An 18,451-nucleotide genomic window follows, 5' to 3' on the forward strand; every position below is an offset into this window, starting at 1 on the left:
TGAGAAGGTCCTTTGTCAATATAAATAACCTTCCCTGATGTTTCAGAACTTAGCGTATCGATATTCTTGACTTACCACTGAAGCTCACGATAATCTCCACCTCAAAACTGCTCATCGAGTCCGGGATGACAAGGGAAGCGACATAGTGGAAACCATTGTTGTCTACCGCTTTGAATATCAAATCGCTAAACACAGATTGCTCGAGGAATTCGCGAGGGACAAATGAGCTAAAATCATTCTTGTGAAAATCCTTGGAAAACAGTTTTCTGTTGCCATGGAAAATGTGTAGGTTGACGATGTTGTCATAGTAAAAGTTGTATACCTCAACCCCCTCATCATTATAGCTGGTTTTGGCAACCTTGTAGGTCGTGGGATTTACCTGTACATAACAATGGTAACGTTCCCCCTCGTGTACGACAACCGTGTCACGCTTAATCAGTTGGTTCTGATTTAAGGGTTTAGGATGCTTTGTCGGAAACAGCGTGACGTCTTCTGCATCAGAACTCAGTGTGAGCGTAACTTCTTCATCATTCTGATTTCGGAACTTCAACAGGTGTCTTGTTTGGCGCAAGATGGGATACTTCACGTCATTCGGTCCGTGCAGGACAAAAGTGTCCTTGAAAATCTGGAAATAAACGGGCTGAATGGTGCTGTCAGGATAAAATATGGTGTCACCCTTCACTTGAAAAGCTACACTCTGGTTCTCCTCATTGATCCAAATACCTTGCAGCATCTGCTTGGCTTGGACATCTTCCTGCTGACTCGCAGATTGGGGCTGCTTGTCTTTGCATCCATACAAGATTATACCGCAAAGTAATAGCAACAAGTATTTTTTATTCATTGTTATATTCAAGTCATAATGACCATGCAAAGATACAAAAATTTATGAGATCCCAAGTCTTTCAATTATTTTATTTATTTCAACAGGTAGAAGTGATTCGAATTTTAGTTTTCATACAGGTTTTATTATTTTTATTTTACGCTTAAATTATCACATTATTTATTTGTCGCTTTGGAAAATATATATTAATTTTGCAGACAAAACAGAGGTAGAAATTCCATCCAACATGAAGAAACTATTTGTACCCTTTATCCTGTTTGCAATGATAATGCTTGTGGGTAGTTGTTCAAGCAGCAAACACGTTGCCTATTTCCAAAACATTGACACCATCAGCTTGGCTGCGTCGCGTGGATTATACGATGCGCGCATCATGCCCAAGGATCAATTAACCATTACGGTGCTGACAACCAACCCCGAGGCTTCTGCTCCTTTCAACTTGTCGGTATCCAACACCGTAGGCACAAGTGGGCAGCTGGCTGCCAACTCAGGGTCGCTGCAAGGCTATCTTGTGGATAATGATGGAAACATCAACTTTCCGATCATTGGTACAATTCATGTTGCGGGCAAGACAAAGACCGAGTGCGAGGCCATGATCAAGGAGAAGGTGATGCCTTATCTGAACGCTCGCGAGAATCCGATTGTCACGGTCAGAATGTCCAGTTACAGAGTAACCGTGATTGGCGAGGTTGGAAGTCCAAGTGTTATCCCGGTATCGACAGAGAAAATGAGCATTATCGAGGCGTTGGCTTCGGCCGGAGACCTGAGTATATATGGTAAGCGCGGCAATGTTCTTCTGATACGTGAAGACGCCACCGGCGAAAAACATGCGGTGCGCATCAATCTGAACGACGCCAACCTGTTTAACTCTCCTTATTATTATCTGCAACAAAATGACATCGTATATGTCGAGCCGAACTCGACCAAGTCGAAGAACTCATCTATAGGCAGTAGCACGACAATATGGTTCTCGGTTATCGGCATTGTCACCTCACTCGCTTCATTAGTACTTAACATATTGAGATAAGCCAACAGTTGAAATATATTAAAACAAGAATATGCGAAAATGGAATATTAAATCTTACCTTTGCGTAATTTTTAATATTCCATTTTTTATGGTAATGTCTCAAGCAGCTGACCCAAACGGATGTGTGATATTTCATTCAGTTGCCATAACATCAAGAATACTCTTAAAAACATGATAAGATGAAGAATGTAACCTTAGTATTATCTGACGGAACAGAATTTCATGGCCAGTCTTTTGGCTATGATGCTCCTGCAGCCGGCGAAGTTGTTTTCAATACCGCTATGATGGGTTATCCCGAATCGCTGACGGATCCATCGTATGCAGGCCAGATGATAACTCTAACTTTTCCCTTGGTTGGCAATTATGGTGTGCCACCCTTTACCATCGGGGAAAACGGATTACCCACATTTATGGAGAGCGATCGCATCTATGCCTCAGCACTCATTGTATCCGACTACTGCGCTCATTACAGCCATTGGAATGCTGTTGAGAGCTTGGGTGACTGGCTGAAACGAGAGCACATCCCCGGCATAACAGGTGTCGACACGCGTCAGCTCACCAAAATACTGCGGAAGCACGGTGTGATGATGGGAACCTTGGTCTTTGATGATGAGCCCGACAATGTTCCAGAGGCAAACTACGAGGGAGTCAACTTCGTAGACCAAGTATCCTGCAAGGAAATCATCCGATATAATGAAGGTGCTGGCAAAAAAGTAGTTCTTGTGGACTGCGGCGTGAAGGCCAACATCATTCGTAGTCTTGTCAAGCGTGGGGCAGAAGTGGTGCGTGTACCTTGGAACTACGATTATACCTCTATGGATTTCGATGGACTTTTCTTAGCCAATGGTCCCGGAAACCCCGACACATGCCAAGATGCGGTGGACATTATCCGTAAGCAGATGAGTATGAGCAACAAACCCATCTGTGGCATTTGTATGGGCAATCAATTGTTGGCCAAAGCCGCCGGGGCAACCATATACAAATTGAAATACGGACATCGCAGCCACAACCAGCCGGTGCGCCTTGCCGGATCAGATAAGTGCTACATCACGGCTCAAAACCATGGCTATGCGGTCGATGCAAAAACGCTGGGAGAAGACTGGGAAGAATTGTTTGTCAATATGAACGACGGCTCAAACGAGGGTATCCGTCATAAAACCAATCCATGGTTCACCAGCCAGTTCCATCCCGAGGCTTGTTCCGGGGCGGTGGATACCATGTTCATGTTCGACAAATTCATCGAAACTCTAAAGTAATTACGTCATGAAAGATACAACCATCAAGAAAGTTTTGTTATTAGGCTCCGGAGCCCTGAAGATAGGCGAAGCCGGAGAGTTCGACTATTCCGGTTCTCAAGCGCTCAAGGCTCTTCGTGAAGAAGGCATGGAGACCGTCCTCATCAATCCGAATATTGCTACGGTTCAAACATCCGAGGGCGTGGCAGACCAGATTTACTACCTCCCCGTACAGCCTTATTTTGTAGAACGAGTCATTGAGAAGGAACGCCCCGACGGTATTCTACTCAGTTTTGGCGGGCAGACTGCATTAAACTGTGGAGTGGAACTTTACGAGAGTGGGGTGCTCGACAAATATCATGTGAAGGTGATGGGTACACCCGTACGGGCCATCATGGATACAGAAGACCGTGAGCTGTTTGTGGAAAAGCTCAACGAGATAGACGTGAAAACCATCAAAAGCGAAGCCTGCGAAAGCTTTGATGAAGCGCAGAAGGCAGCCCACGACTTGGGCTATCCGGTGATTGTGCGTGCAGCATACGCGCTTGGTGGACTTGGCTCCGGCTTTGCCGACAACGATGAGGAATTGAGTGCCATCTGTGAGAAGGCTTTTTCATTCTCGCCCCAGGTACTTGTCGAAAAGAGTCTGAAGGGATGGAAGGAGATTGAGTATGAAGTTGTGCGCGACCGCTACGATAACTGCATCACGGTCTGCAACATGGAAAACTTCGACCCCCTGGGCATCCACACCGGCGAGTCTATTGTTATTGCTCCCTCGCAAACTCTGACCAACAGCGAGTATCATAAACTCCGTGCGCTGAGCATCAAGATTGTGCGTCATGTTGGTATTGTGGGCGAATGCAATGTGCAGTTTGCTTTCGATCCATCCAGCGAGGACTATCGTGTTATTGAAGTGAACGCCCGCTTGAGTCGCAGTTCTGCTTTAGCCTCCAAGGCAACAGGTTATCCCTTGGCCTTTGTGGCAGCCAAATTGGGTATGGGCTACGGGCTGTTTGAACTTAAAAACTCGGTGACCAAGACAACGAGTGCCTTTTTCGAACCCGCCCTCGACTATGTGGTTTGTAAAATCCCGCGTTGGGATCTTTCCAAGTTCCGGGGCGTCGACCGAGAACTCGGCTCGAGCATGAAGAGTGTGGGCGAGGTGATGGCCATTGGCCGCAACTTTGAGGAAGCCATCCAGAAAGGACTCCGCATGATCGGTCAGGGCATGCATGGCTTTGTCGAGAACAAGGAGTTGGAAATAGAAGATATTGATGCGGCCTTGCGCGAGCCCACTGATAAACGTGTGTTTGTCATCTCAAAGGCCATGCACAAGGGCTATACTATCGACCAGATTCATGACCTTACCAAGATAGACAAGTGGTTCTTGGCCAAGTTGAAACACATCATCGATATTGATGAGGAACTTAAAAGAACAAATGTTAACACGTTGGATGCCAAACTGCTGCGGGAAGCCAAGGTGTATGGTTTTACAGACTTCCAGATCGCCCGAGCCATTGGCTTGGAAAAGGAGATGCCACACATGCATCAGGCCATGCTGGCCGTGAGAGGACTCCGCAAGAGCTTTGGTATACTCCCTGTCGTGAAACAGATCGACACGCTTGCCGCCGAATATCCTGCACAGACCAATTATCTCTATGTCACTTATTCCGGCGTGGCGAATGATATCACTTTCTCCAACGACAAGCGTTCCATCATCGTGCTTGGCTCCGGTGCCTACCGCATCGGTAGTTCTGTGGAGTTCGACTGGTGCAGTGTTCAGGCCCTGAACACCATCCGCACACAAGGCTATCGCAGTATTATGATTAACTATAATCCTGAGACGGTATCGACAGACTATGACATGTGCGATCGGCTTTATTTTGACGAACTGACTTTCGAACGGGTTTTGGACATCATTGAAGCTGAGAATCCACATGGAGTGATCGTTTCCACAGGCGGCCAGATTCCCAACAACCTGGCAGTTCACCTTGCCGAGCAGCATGTGCCCATCCTGGGAACATCGGCCAAGGATATAGACAATGCCGAAGACCGCGCTAAGTTCTCGGCCATGCTGACCCGCAATGGCATCAACCAGCCGGAGTGGAGTGCGCTGACCTCCATGGACGACATCAATCAGTTTGTAGACCGTGTGGGCTTCCCGGTTCTTGTTCGTCCGAGTTATGTGCTTTCGGGCGCTGCCATGAACGTTTGCTCTAACATGGAGGAGCTGGAGCGCTTCCTCAAACTGGCCGCTAATGTTAGTGAGGATCATCCGGTTGTGGTGTCAAAGTTTATAGAGAATGCCAAGGAAATAGAAATGGATGCCGTGGCCAAGGAAGGAGAAATATTGGCCTATGCCATTTCAGAGCATATTGAGTTTGCAGGTGTACACTCTGGCGATGCGACCATTCAGTTCCCGCCACAGAAGATATATATTGAAACCGTTAGGCGAATCAAGCGCGTGAGCCGTCAGATTGCCAAGGAACTGCATATCTCTGGCCCATTCAACATTCAGTTCATGGCTCGTGACAACGACATTCTTGTCATTGAATGCAACCTCCGGGCCAGCCGCTCCTTCCCGTTTGTGTCTAAAGTTCTCAAGCTTAACCTGATCGACCTGGCCACCAAGGTCATGCTTGGCTTGCCCGTAGAAAAGCCCAGCAAGAACCTTTTCGACCTCGACTATGTGGGCATCAAGGCCAGCCAGTTCTCTTTCAACCGCTTGCAGAAAGCCGACCCAGTGCTTGGAGTTGATATGAGTTCTACCGGAGAAGTGGGATGTTTGGGTGATGACACTAACCAAGCTTTGCTCAAGAGCATGCTCTCAGTTGGTCTGCGTATCCCCAAGCACACCGTGTTGCTTTCAACAGGCGGTGCAAAGCAGAAAGCCGAAATGCTGGATGCAGCCAAGATGCTTATCCAACATGGCTACGAGCTCTATGCTACAAGTGGAACGTCCAAATACCTCAAGGACAACGGTGTGGACAACACCATGGTTTATTGGCCTTCTGATGAAGGGAATGAACCTCAGGCTCTGACCCTGCTCCACGAAAAGAAGATCGACATGGTAGTTAACATACCGAAGGATTTGACTACTCACGAATTGACCAACGGTTACAAGATTCGGCGTGCAGCCATAGACCTTAATGTGCCACTGATAACCAACAGTCGCTTGGCCGGTGCCTTTATCACAGCCTTCTGTACTTTGAAACCCGAAGACATTGATATCAAAGCCTGGAGCGAATATTAATTTCAGGGAAAGGAATTGTTGAGATATGAGCCCCGGAAGTCTTTGTCTGACTTTTGGGGCTCAATTGCTTTGATGGAAAAGTAAAACGATGATGTTCTGACCATCAAATTGATTAATTCTTATGGTAAATGTTGGATTACTTGAACGAAAGCGTTAACTTTGCCATGAACACTGAAATGATAGACGGGAGAATAAGAAGTAGGCACAATCCCTTATAAATACAGGAGAATGAATAAACCTTATATATATATATTGCTTTTGACATCGTTGTTGTTAGCATCATGCGGTGGTGACGACGGACTTGACTCCCCCAAGCACGCCTCATCCACCGCTCAAGGACAAGAAGAGATGGCCGAAGTCATAGACAGTACATACGAATATCAACTTCCCATCATCTTCCATGTGTTCTATCAAGACAAAGACAACGCCAGTCAATATATACCGGCTGCACGCCTGAAGAATCTCCTGAGCTATGTCAATCAGATTTACCAAGGGGGAATCTACGGTGAAAGTGCCAATACGCACATTCGTTTTGAATTGGCAAAAAGGGATGAGAGTGGTCGGACCCTGCCTGTACCCGGAGTGGATTATGTCTATTATTCCGGTGAATACCCTATCGACGAGGTCACGTTCATGTCTTCAAAAGACCATACGAAGTACATCTGGGATCCCAACAAATACATTAATGTGATGTTTTATCCCTTTAAGAAAAAGGATAGCGGTGAGGTGTTGGGCATCTCACACATGCCTTTTACGGTGAAGGGGGACAAGAAACTTGAAGGCTTAGAGGAAATAGAAGATCGATACATTAGCAAAAAACAGTTGGGCTTTCCATTGTGTTCTTCCATCAACAGCATTTACGCAGGACAGTCCCCCTCCGGAGAATACTATCAGTCCAACCGCTACACAGCCATCGGTCATCAAACCAAATCGATTGTTGCATCCGACGTTGTCGTGACGCTCGCTCACGAATTGGGGCATTACCTGGGGTTGTTTCACATATTTACGGAAAATATTCGCAACACCCATGATGCCGACATCTTCAATTTTGCAGACTCTTGTGCCGATACGGATTACTGTAATGACACACCCTCGTATAACCGAAGTGAATACAACGCCTATCTCGACCATTATCTTGCAACCACCCAGCCGGAAATGCTGGATGTGTGGGATGTCCTGAAGCGTTCTGCCTGTGATGCGTCGCAATTCCATAGTGCCAATATCATGGACTACGCTTTTACACTGGGTTATAAAATATCGAAAGAACAAAAGGCACGCATGCGGCATGTACTCTATTACAGTCCGCTCATTCCCGGTCCCAAAAAGAATGGAATCAACAAGAAGACACGTGCTACGAATGGTTCACAAGACATCATCTATTCCCATCCGAGACTCATCAGGTAACATATTTCATTCCTCTGAAAACAACAACGAATGACCAAAACAACGTATAAAATAATGCCGCCAAGCATGCTGAATGCTAGCATTGCATTACCCTCATCCAAAAGCATCAGTAACCGGGCACTAATCATTAATGCATTGGCGGGTGCTCGATTCATGCCCGAAAACCTCTCCGACTGCGATGATACCGAAGTGGTTGTCAAAGCACTGACCAACCGTCCACCGGTGATAGATGTCAAGGCCGCAGGCACAGCCATGCGCTTTATGACAGCATATCTTGCTGTCACCCAAGGCGAACATGTCATCACGGGCACCAAGCGTATGCAGCACAGACCTATTGGTGTGTTGGTCGATGCACTCCGAAAATTGGGAGCAGACATCGACTACGAAGGCAAACAGGGCTTCCCACCCCTGCGAATCAAGGGCAAGGCTCTTCCCGGCGGTCGCCTCGTCATTCCCGGAGACGTGAGTTCACAGTATACGTCTGCACTGATGATGATTGGGCCTGTCTTGCAAAATGGACTGGAACTTCACCTTGCCGGAAACATCGTCTCGCGTCCATATATCGACCTTACGCTCTATATGATGAAGCAATATGGTGCCGATGCTGATTGGACAGGGGGTGATACCATAACCATTCGACCACAAAACTATACCTCCAGACCCTATGTGATTGAGAACGATTGGACCTCGGCAAGCTATTGGTACGAGATGATGGCACTCTACGACAATCATGAGGACACACTTGTTCTCAACGGACTGGCCGATGGTTCAAAACAAGGCGACTCTGCGGTGAAATATATATATTCCCTGCTCGGCATCAAAACCGCTTTTGAAAACGTGGAGAGCGAGCATCCCACTGCCGTCACCCTTGCTCACCGCATGGGACGGGTACAGCGGCTCGACTTTGACTTTGTGAACTGTCCGGACTTGGCACAAACGGTTGTTACATCATGCTGTGCCCTCGATATTCCATTTCATTTCACGGGATTGAGCAGTCTTAAAATCAAGGAAACCGACCGAATCGAGGCTCTTAAGACAGAATTGCGCAAGCTGGGCTATCTTATCAGGAGCGAAAACGATTCCGAACTCATATGGGAACATGGGCGATGTGACCCATCCTTCGAACCCATCGACACCTACGAAGACCATCGCATGGCGATGGCTTTCGCACCGCTGGCCATCAGGTTTCCCGGACTTCAAATCAACAATCCACAGGTCGTGTCCAAGTCTTATCCCAAATTCTGGGACGACCTGAAACTCGCCGGGTTCAAGATCGAATCCCTTTAAACCATCACCCACACCTTTCGGGGCAAACAACGCACCATCATGCTCATTCTCGCATTATCCCTCGTTGCCTTGGCTTTATTCACTGGCATCATTGGCATTATTTCTTACAGGCGACATGGTGAGACTCCTGTCATTACACCCACCTCGTCCGACTGCTCCACCTGCAGCGACCCAACCGCCTCCTGTGAGCAAATATGCATGATGAAAGCAGCCGTCAAGCCCATCGAGTATTTCGATGACGAAGAACTTGATGCTTACAAGGGCCGCCCATCGGATGCATACACAGATGACGAGACCGAACAGTTTGCCGAAATCCTTGAGACGCTGAGGTCTGAAGAGGTGAAGGCATGGAGCCGAAGTCTTGTCCTTCGGGGCATCAATATGCCCGATGGCATTAAGGACGAATATATAGAATTAGCCGGATAAAATGCCGATCAGCACTACTTTCCAAGGCAATAAATCGACGATTAACTGGTTATATAAGTGTTGAGAAGTCAATCTCATATTGAAAATTAAACCCCATATTATTTTTCCGGTCATGGCCTGCCTCTCGTTGTTCATCGCCGGATGTTCCACCGAGAAGAACACTGCAAAGTCCCGGTGGTGGCACTCGTTTAATGCCCGATACAACACTTATTATAATGGAAAAGTAGCTTATATAGAAGGGTCTCTCGAGAAAGAGAATGGCAACAAGGACAACTTCACAGAACTTATTCCCCTCTATACTGTTGGCAACAAAAACAGTATTTCACTCGGCAAGGGCAATTTTGACCGGGCGATTGAGAAAGCCGAAAAAGCCATCAAGTTGCATAGCATCAAACGTCGTCCCGTGTGGAACAAGCGTGGCCGGAAAACCGAGCGCGACATCGAGTGGTTGGGGCGCAAAGAGTATAATCCCTTCCTGTGGAAAGCCTGGATGCTGATGGGGCGTGCCCAATTTTATCAAGGCGATTTCGATGCCGCCTCTTCCACGTTCAGCTACATGGCCCGCCTCTACGAGACACAACCGGCCATCTACGGTCGTGCAAAAGCATGGCTCGCCAAGAGTTATATCGAAAACAACTTTCTCTATGATGCCGAGGATGTAATCAGGAACATGCAGCGAGATTCCATTCATTGGCGTGCGCAAAAGGAATGGGACTACACCCTGGCCGACTACTATATTCACATCCAACAATACGAACAAGCCATCCCATACCTTAAAAAGGTTATCAAACATGAGATGCGCAAGAAGCAGAAGGCACGCGAATACTTCCTGCTGGGACAGTTGCAGGCGGCCTTGGGAAATCATCAGGAAGCCTACAAAGCCTATCAAAAGGTCATTCGGCAAAACCCACCTTATGAGCTGGAGTTTAATGCTCGCATAGCCCAAACGGAGGTGATGGCCGATGCACAGTACAAGAAAATGATTACCAAACTGAAACGCATGGCCAGATCAGACAAAAATAAGGATTATCTTGACCAGGTGTACTATGCCATTGGTAATATTTATTTAAGCCGCCGCGACACCATGCAAGCCATAGCCAACTATGAGCGCGGCAACACCAAAGCCACGCGAAATGGTATTGAGAAGGGCGTCTTGCTCCTCAAGTTAGGCAATCTGTACTGGGATAAGGAAAAATATAATGATGCGCAGCGTTGCTATGGCGAGGCTATCGGATTGCTCGACAAAGACCGCAAAGACTATGAAACGCTTTCCAAACGGTCGAAGGTACTCGACGAGTTGGTACCGTTCACCGATGCCGTACAACTGCAGGATTCCTTGCAGGCACTGGCCGTGATGAGCGAGAATGATCGCAATGCAGCTATCGACCGGGTGATCGAGGCACTGAAAAAGAAAGAAAAGGAAGAAAAAAAGCAGCTGGCCGAACAAAATGCCCAGCAGGTGATACAGAAAAACAGTTCCATGGGCACCACTTCTCCAACTCCGCCGCGCCCTGTCGCCGGTATGCAGCAGCAAAATGGCGCATGGTATTTTTACAACCCCATGGCCGTCCAGCAAGGTAAACAGCAGTTCCAACGCATGTGGGGCAAGCGAGACAACGTGGACAACTGGCAGCGTGTGAACACCACCGTGGTGGATGGATTGGGTGCCGTCGACGAGAGTATCGGCCTGACAGACGTGCAACGCGACTCGATAGCCCGGGCAGAAGCCGTGGCCGACTCGCTGCAGCAAATAGCCGACAGCGCACAAAACGACCCGCACAAGCGCGAATACTACATGGCACAGATTCCGTTTACCGAAGATCAGGTCAAGGCCAGCAACCTGCTGATTGTCGACGGACTCTATAACAGCGGTGTGATTTTCAAAGACAAACTCGACAACCTGCCTCTCAGCGAGAAGGCGCTCACACGCATCGTTCAACAATACTCCACCTTTGAGAAAATGGACGAGGTTTATTATCACCTCTTCCTGCTTTACTCCAGGAAAGGAGAACCCCAGTTGGCCGAAAGCTATATCAGCAGACTGAAAAGCGAATATCCCAAGAGCCAGTGGACCCAAGTGCTCACCGACCCCTACTTTACACAAAACGCACGACAAGGCGTACATCTTGAAGACTCGCTCTATGCTGCCACCTACGAGGCTTTCAAGGCCGATCGACTTGCAGAGGTGCAGGGCAACACCCGGATTTCTGAGAAACGTTTCCCGCTGGGAGCCAACCGAGACAAGTTCTTGTTTATCGGAGGATTGAGCAAGCTGAACAGTGGCGATGGAGACGGATGCCTTGCTGATATGAGGATCGTGGTGGAGAAATATCCGCAGAGCAGACTGGCCGAGATGGCCGGAATGATTATCAACGGCGTGAAGGAGGGGCGCCGTCTGCGCGGTGGCAAATTCGACCTTGGCGACGTGTGGGCTCGCCGCAGTGTCGTGCTGAGCGACAGCGACTCCATCCATGCGCGCAAACTGAGTAACGAGCGCAACACCAACTTCGTGTTCATGCTTGTTTATCAACCCGACTCTGTGAACCAGAACAAGTTGCTCTTCGAACTCGCGAGGTATAACTTCACAAGCTATCTGGTCCGCGATTTCAATATCAACGTGGAAGAGGGGAAGGGCGTGAACCGTATGATGATCAGCGGATTCCGCAATTATGATGAAGCATTACAATATGGTCGACAACTGCTCAAACAGCAAGAAGTGGCACTCCACATGGGCAAGGCACGACCTGTGATCATCAGTGAGGAGAACCTGCCGTTGCTCGGCACGAACTTCAGTTACGACGAGTACAGCAAATTCTACACCAAACACTTTGCCCCGCTCAAGATTTCCACGTTCCATCTGCTCACCGAGCCGGCCAGTGTTACGGTTAGACCCACCGAAAAATCAGATACTCCTGTTTCGGAAAGCGATATCGACGACTTCCTCAACAACACCATTATTATACCCGAGGAAACAGCGCCGCCGGCCGAAACCGTCATTCCCATGGAGGAAAAACCTGCAGAAACTCCGACAGGAACAACGGTAGTGCCTGCTGAAACCACGCCAACGGAGCAACTCGGAACCACGACAATTCCCGTCGAGAAGCCCGTATCGACTCCACCACCAGCTGGCACCACGGTAATCCCCACTGACAATCTGCCGGTGCAAAAACCAACCGAGTCCAAACGCACCACTCCGATTCGGCCGACAAACCCTGTCAAGACCGAAACACCGCCTCGCCGTCCCCGACCAAACATTATCAATGGAGCAGAGATTATCTTGGACAACGTAGATAGCATTCCACCAAGCAAGGCACGCCCCAGAAGTGCAACCAAGCGCACCGGAACCAAAACCAACGCCTCCAAAACGACAGGCAACAAGACCACCAATGGTCAAAACAAGACAAACCCACCCAAGAAGGCCGAAAACAAAAAAAACACTTTCGACCTTGAGGACGAGTACTATGAATTAGAGGGATTTTAACTATGAGCAACGGAATTATACTGTGGGTCGACGATGAGATAGAACTTCTCAAAGCCCATATCCTATTTTTAGAAAAGAAAGGTTACGACGTCAGCACCGTGAGCAACGGAACCGACGCGATCGAGTTATGTTCGCAGCAATCGTTCGACATCATCTTGCTCGACGAGATGATGCCCGGACTTTCCGGACTTGAAACCCTGCAGAGCATCAAGGAGATACAGCCACAAACACCCGTGGTGATGGTGACCAAGAGCGAAGAGGAAAATATCATGGATCAGGCCATAGGTTCAAAGATAGCTGACTATCTGATCAAACCGGTCAACCCCAGTCAAATCCTTCTGACGCTGAAGAAGAACATCCACCGCAAGGAAATTGTAACCGAGGTGACACAAAGTGGATACCAGCAGCAATACCAGCAACTCGGCATGCAAATCAGCGATTGCAAGGACTATTCCGACTGGATGAATGTTTACAAAAAGTTGGTGCATTGGGAGGTGGAACTCAGCTCCACGGAGAGTCAGATGACGGAAATGCTCCAAATGCAAAAGGAAGAGGCCGACCTTGGCTTTGCCAAATACATCAAGAAAAACTATATGGACTGGGTGGACCCGAATGCCCCCATTACCAATCGCCGTCCGGAAGGACAGCCCCTGATGAGTCCCGGACTTTTCAAAGAGAAAATCTTTCCGGCCCTCAACGCCGGCGAGAAAGTGTTCCTGATCGTTATCGACAATTTCCGATGGGATCAATGGAAGTTGCTGGCTCAGGAAATCGGCGACCAGTTTGATATTGAGGAAGATATGTATATGAGCATCTTGCCCACGGCGACGCAGTATGCCCGCAATGCCATTTTTAGCGGACTGATGCCCACCAAGATAGCCAAGATGTACCCGGAACTATGGGTTGATGAAGATGAGGAAGAGGGCAAGAATCTCAACGAGGCACCCCTCATCCAGACACAAATAGAACGTTTTCGCAGGCACGACAAGTTTAGCTATTACAAGATCAACGACTCAGCCGCTGGCGACCAACTTCTTCAGCAATACAACACGCTGAAAGATAACGACCTGAATGTTGTCGTTATTAATTTCATCGATATGCTTTCGCATGCCCGAACGGAGTCGAAGATGGTGCGCGAGCTTGCCAATAACGAGAGTGCCTACCGCAGCATCACGCTGAGTTGGTTTCGCCATTCTGTCATGTCAGACTTGTTCAGACGCCTGGCACAGAGCGACTACAAGATTATTCTGACCACCGATCACGGCTCTATACGTGTTTCGAACCCCATAAAAATTATCGGCGACCGAAACACCAATACCAACCTGCGCTACAAACTTGGCAAAAATCTCAGCTATAATGCCAAGGAAGTGTTTGTCATCAAGGAGCCACACAAAGCACAACTCCCCGCGCCAAATGTCAGCACAAGCTATGTCCTGGTCTCTGGCGACAACTTTTTTGCCTATCCCAACAACTACAATTATTATGTCTCTTATTACAAAGACACCTTCCAGCATGGAGGTATCTCCATGGAGGAAATGCTGATTCCCCTCGTGACCATGAAGGGCAAGAAGCGGTAAACTTGACTTGCCCGTTTTCTTGAGAAACATCTACGAGAGGGTCTGTCGATAGAACAGATACTCAAAATTCCCCGATCCCACCCTCATCTTCTCGTTATAGTCAACTAATGGTCGTGCTAAATGCAATATGCGAAATGCAACATGCGTGGTTATGCTGGGATGTGCTACATGCAGAAATGGCGATTCGAACGCCATCGGATCCCCGCTCCGATAACCATGATCTTTTTAGTTCGCACCTATAACAGAGAAGACTACCATCTAAAAAACTATCGTTTTATTCTTCCAAGTCGGTTGAAAAGTTCAACCCCTGAATCCGGATATCCAACTCGCGCAGCTGTTTCGAATACTGATCGATTTGGCGTCCGAGTGCCTTGATATCTATCGTGGTGACAACTTTGATTTCCGACCGGCTGTAGCGTTCTTGCGATTCGGAGGACTTGTTGAACACATCGCGCAAAGATGAAATGCGCAACGCGAGCACATCTTTCTCGGCCATCAGCTCCGTTAAAGTCTTACCCCCGTCCTGGGTATGCATGTTGGTTTTGTTGATTCGGAAGATCAAGGTCTGCAATCGGTTCAGACAGCTATCCAGTTCCTTCATCAGTTCGGAGGGATCCTCTGAAGGAGCCTCACCTTCTTGGATTCTTACGTTGTTGAGCAAGCGACTTCTGAGCTGCTCGATTTTCCTTTGCGTGTCTTTACGAATGGCTAATGCTTCTGCGAGTTTCATATTGTGGAGTTTTTATGTGATGACCGTGTTGATGTCCGGACATTGTCCTGACGGTTTCCACAAAATTAATCAAAAATTTCAGAATAATCGATGAGTTCGTATTTCTTTCTTTTGTTTTTCATTAATTTTTCACATTTTTCAACAAGTAAAGAGTACTCGGCAATTGTCATTTTGCCCATGTTTTGTAAGAATCTATTGCCTGTTAGGACGTCGATGAAAACGAGTGAAATAGAAAATAAAGCAGGGCGATGAAGCCCTGAAATCGCATTTTTTCGGTGTTGAAATCGTGAAAGTGTTGCGTTGAAGGCCTATCGGCATTGCGATTACAGCCTAACGACAATGCCTCTAAGCCTTGAGCGCACCGCGAGAAAGCCTTCATCATGGTGCGGTTAGACCCGAACGGCAGGACCTTTGGAAAAATATAATGGTCGAATAATTTTTAATAAGGTCGTACAACTCTGAATGACAGCATGTTGTGAGAAAACTTGAAATACGAGCGTATTTCAAGCCACAAGATTTCTTTTTTCGTAGACGCCAATTATAGAAGGGTGTTTGTCTTGTTTTTTCATCGTAGATTTCGGAATCAGTCTCCCGTTTTTTTGTTCTCAACAGGCTCATATGTCGCGATTTTTATGTAAATTTGCGTTTGTATAATATTAAAAGCGATTTCTAAATAATGATGAAACGATTTTTCCTCTTTGCCCTCCTGCTGACAGCTACATGCTCGATTCATGCACAAAAACGACAGTTCAGGGGAGCTTGGATACAAGCAGTGAACGGACAGTTCCAGGGAATGTCGCGTGACTTGATGCAGCAAACCCTTGTTGAACAGCTCAACACTTTGCAACAAATTGGCGTGAATGCCATTATATTTCAAGTGCGTCCGGAGTGCGACGCCCTTTATGCCAGTCAGCTTGAACCATGGAGCAGGTTTCTCACCGGTGTGCAAGGACGTGCTCCCCAACCTTATTGGGACCCCTTGGCATGGATGGTGGACGAGTGTCACAAACGGGGAATGGAAATTCACGCGTGGATCAATCCGTATCGTGCCAAGACCAAAGGCACTATCCAACTGGCCAATACCCACATTTCCATGATGCGCCCCAACAGCTATTTCGTGTACGACAATCAGTACATTCTTAATCCTGCGCTGAAAGAAAACCGTGATTATATTTGCAGGGTTGCCGATGATATTGTGTCTCGTTACGACATCGACGGATTCCATATCGACGATTATTTCTATCCTTATCCGGCTCCGGGGCAGCTCATTCCCGACCAACAATATTATCAAACCAGCCGAGGTGGATTTGCGACAATCGGTGACTGGCGCCGCAACAATGTCAATCTTTTTGTGAAACAACTTGGCGAGACCATTCATCGACGCAAGCCATGGGTGAAGTTTGGCGTGTCTCCATTTGGCATTTACCGTAACCAATCTTCCGACCCCAAGAATGGTTCTGCAACCCATGGTCTTCAAAACTATGATGATCTTTATGCCGACGTCTTGCTATGGGTGAACAATGGATGGATAGATTATTGTGTGCCGCAGGTGTATTGGCAAATAGGGCATCCTGCAGCCGACTATGCTACGCTGATCAAATGGTGGGACAAGCACGCTTCCAACCGCCCCTTGTTCATCGGGGAAGACGTGGAACGCACCACTAAATATCCTGATCCACAGAATCCTGCCAGCCATCAGCTGCCGGCCAAACACCGCCTGCATCAGCAGATGCATCATGTCAACGGGGTGGTGTTATGGTATGCCAAGGCAGCGGTCGACAACGTGGGGAATTATGCTTCGGTGCTCCGCCATTCCTATTGGAAGTATCCTGCCTTGCAGCCTCGGATGAGTTTTATTGATTCAAAAAATCCTAAAAAGCCACGTAAACTGAAGGCTGTGTGGACCAGTGACGGTTATGTGCTGTTCTGGAAGGCGCCCAGAGGGAAGAAGTGGGACGATAAGGCTGTCAAGTATGTGGTTTACAGATTCAACAACGGTGAGCGTATCAACACGGATGATCCGTCTAAGATTTTTGCCATTACGCAGCGAACGTTTGTCAATCTGCCCTACGACAAGGGTAATGTCCGCTACACCTACGTGGTGACGGCTTTGGATAGAATGTCGAATGAGAGCAAAGCCAAGAAGAAAAAGGTAAAGCTATAGACAGCCATGCGATTCCTTTGTAGCTTAGTCGACGGACTTTCGTCGTCGATGTTACATGCAAAATCAAATGGTCATCAACAAAATTCTCCCCATCGTTCTTGTTGAATGATGGGGAGAATATTTTGTTTTGTTGTTTGGAAAAAGTATTTTGTTTTAGAAGTCGCTGTCATCGCTGAGTTCCTCTGCCTCGTAGTTCAGGTCTTCAGGATCAGCGTCGTAGGTCGTGCGATAGCTTTCTTCAGTGAGCTTGTCCTCATCGAAACCATCGTCTTCGTCGTCTTGCTTGAAGTTGTCTTCAGGCAGTTCTTCATCATCTTCAAAGTCTTCGATATCGTCATCAGCTTTGCCCTTGCCACCTGCTTTGGCCTTGTACATTTCCTTTTCTGGTTTTTCCTTGGCAAAAATGGCTTCTACCCATAGTCCTTTGGGGATTTCGAGCACCTCAAAACCGTCGGCAAGCTTTTTCTTATAGAGCCCGCCTTCTTTGTGAAGTCGGTCCTTGGGTAGGGTGGTGGTTGAAATGTCAAATCCCGATTCAATAATATCCTGCACGCTCTGTGACAGCGATCCCCATCCTCCACCGAAGTTTCGCTCAAGCACCTCGATAAGTTTCGGGGCGGAGATGTGGCGGATGTTCTCGTAGGTCAGGTCGGTAACCCGCTGTATCGGCCGCTTTTTGACAGCAAATTTTTGCTTGGCACTTTCACTGGTACGAATCAAACCGATTTTGAAGCCACGTGCTTCGTATTTCTTGATAACCTCCGGTTTGTCAATTTTCACTTCTTCAAGGTCAAACGCACTGCGGATGATGTCAGTATAGCGTCGCATGTTTTCTTTCAAATCTGCATCGCGTTCAGCAGCTTCCCACATACGAAACACATCGCTCTCCTGAATATCCCAAACGTTGCTCTTGGTCAATGTCTTAAATGTAATGGCTTTCTTATCTTTCATTTTTGCACGTCATATTGGTTGCAAAAATAGGTATAAATTTATAATCCACAAACATTTCACGATTTTTTTTCGTTCGTT

12 protein-coding genes are annotated in these 18,451 nt (G+C 47.6%); 9 read left to right on the forward strand and 3 right to left on the reverse strand.

All coding sequences use genetic code 11. The features are described 5' to 3' along the window. Nucleotides 1–49: 49 nt before the first annotated feature. Complete coding sequence (locus HMPREF0645_RS01230) at nucleotides 50–841, reverse strand: DUF4738 domain-containing protein (RefSeq protein WP_007172973.1); 792 nt, start codon at nucleotides 839–841, stop codon at nucleotides 50–52. A 226-nt stretch (nucleotides 842–1,067) separates the two neighbouring features. Here HMPREF0645_RS01230 and HMPREF0645_RS01235 point away from each other — a divergent pair, with 226 nt between their 5' ends. The 8 genes from HMPREF0645_RS01235 (at nucleotide 1,068) to porX (ending at nucleotide 14,528) form a co-directional block, all read left to right on the forward strand. Continuing rightward, nucleotides 1,068–1,865: a polysaccharide biosynthesis/export family protein gene (locus tag HMPREF0645_RS01235; protein ID WP_007172974.1), complete on the forward strand. Its 798-nt coding sequence runs from the start codon at nucleotides 1,068–1,070 to the stop codon at nucleotides 1,863–1,865. Between the two features lie 179 nt (nucleotides 1,866–2,044). Further along, nucleotides 2,045–3,121 carry a glutamine-hydrolyzing carbamoyl-phosphate synthase small subunit gene (gene carA / locus HMPREF0645_RS01240; RefSeq protein ID WP_007172975.1) on the forward strand — a complete coding sequence of 359 codons (1,077 nt, stop codon included), beginning with the start codon at nucleotides 2,045–2,047 and terminating at the stop codon, nucleotides 3,119–3,121. A 7-nt stretch (nucleotides 3,122–3,128) separates the two neighbouring features. Then, complete coding sequence (gene carB, locus HMPREF0645_RS01245) at nucleotides 3,129–6,353, forward strand: carbamoyl-phosphate synthase (glutamine-hydrolyzing) large subunit (protein ID WP_007172976.1); 3,225 nt, start codon at nucleotides 3,129–3,131, stop codon at nucleotides 6,351–6,353. Between the two features lie 228 nt (nucleotides 6,354–6,581). Further along, nucleotides 6,582–7,757, forward strand: a complete 1,176-nt coding sequence (locus HMPREF0645_RS01250) for a zinc-dependent metalloproteinase lipoprotein (protein WP_007172977.1) — start codon at nucleotides 6,582–6,584, stop codon at nucleotides 7,755–7,757. Between the two features lie 30 nt (nucleotides 7,758–7,787). After that, entirely contained in the window at nucleotides 7,788–9,044 is a 1,257-nt protein-coding gene (locus HMPREF0645_RS01255) for a 3-phosphoshikimate 1-carboxyvinyltransferase (protein WP_007172978.1), read from the forward strand. A gap of 39 nt (nucleotides 9,045–9,083) precedes the next feature. Next, nucleotides 9,084–9,470: a hypothetical protein gene (locus tag HMPREF0645_RS01260; protein ID WP_044123117.1), complete on the forward strand. Its 387-nt coding sequence runs from the start codon at nucleotides 9,084–9,086 to the stop codon at nucleotides 9,468–9,470. Nucleotides 9,471–9,582: 112 nt separating this feature from the next. Then, complete coding sequence (gene porW / locus HMPREF0645_RS01265) at nucleotides 9,583–12,951, forward strand: type IX secretion system periplasmic lipoprotein PorW/SprE (protein ID WP_007172980.1); 3,369 nt, start codon at nucleotides 9,583–9,585, stop codon at nucleotides 12,949–12,951. Nucleotides 12,952–12,953: 2 nt separating this feature from the next. Continuing rightward, nucleotides 12,954–14,528 (forward strand): T9SS response regulator signal transducer PorX, encoded by a 1,575-nt coding sequence (gene porX, locus HMPREF0645_RS01270; protein ID WP_007172981.1) that lies wholly within the window; start codon nucleotides 12,954–12,956, stop codon nucleotides 14,526–14,528. A gap of 274 nt (nucleotides 14,529–14,802) precedes the next feature. Here porX and HMPREF0645_RS01275 read toward each other — a convergent pair whose 3' ends face one another. Further along, the gene (locus HMPREF0645_RS01275) at nucleotides 14,803–15,258 is read right to left on the reverse strand and encodes a DIP1984 family protein (protein WP_007172982.1); all 456 of its coding nucleotides are present in this window, start codon (nucleotides 15,256–15,258) and stop codon (nucleotides 14,803–14,805) included. Nucleotides 15,259–15,937: 679 nt separating this feature from the next. Between HMPREF0645_RS01275 and HMPREF0645_RS01280 the strand changes: the two genes are divergently transcribed. Then, the gene (locus HMPREF0645_RS01280) at nucleotides 15,938–17,422 is read left to right on the forward strand and encodes a glycoside hydrolase family 10-like protein (RefSeq protein ID WP_044123211.1); all 1,485 of its coding nucleotides are present in this window, start codon (nucleotides 15,938–15,940) and stop codon (nucleotides 17,420–17,422) included. A 153-nt stretch (nucleotides 17,423–17,575) separates the two neighbouring features. Here HMPREF0645_RS01280 and HMPREF0645_RS01285 read toward each other — a convergent pair whose 3' ends face one another. Beyond that, nucleotides 17,576–18,373 (reverse strand): hypothetical protein, encoded by a 798-nt coding sequence (locus HMPREF0645_RS01285; protein WP_007172984.1) that lies wholly within the window; start codon nucleotides 18,371–18,373, stop codon nucleotides 17,576–17,578. Nucleotides 18,374–18,451: the final 78 nt, after the last annotated feature.

Origin of the sequence: Hallella bergensis DSM 17361 (assembly GCF_000160535.1) — a bacterium.
Lineage (GTDB): Bacteria > Bacteroidota > Bacteroidia > Bacteroidales > Bacteroidaceae > Prevotella > Prevotella bergensis.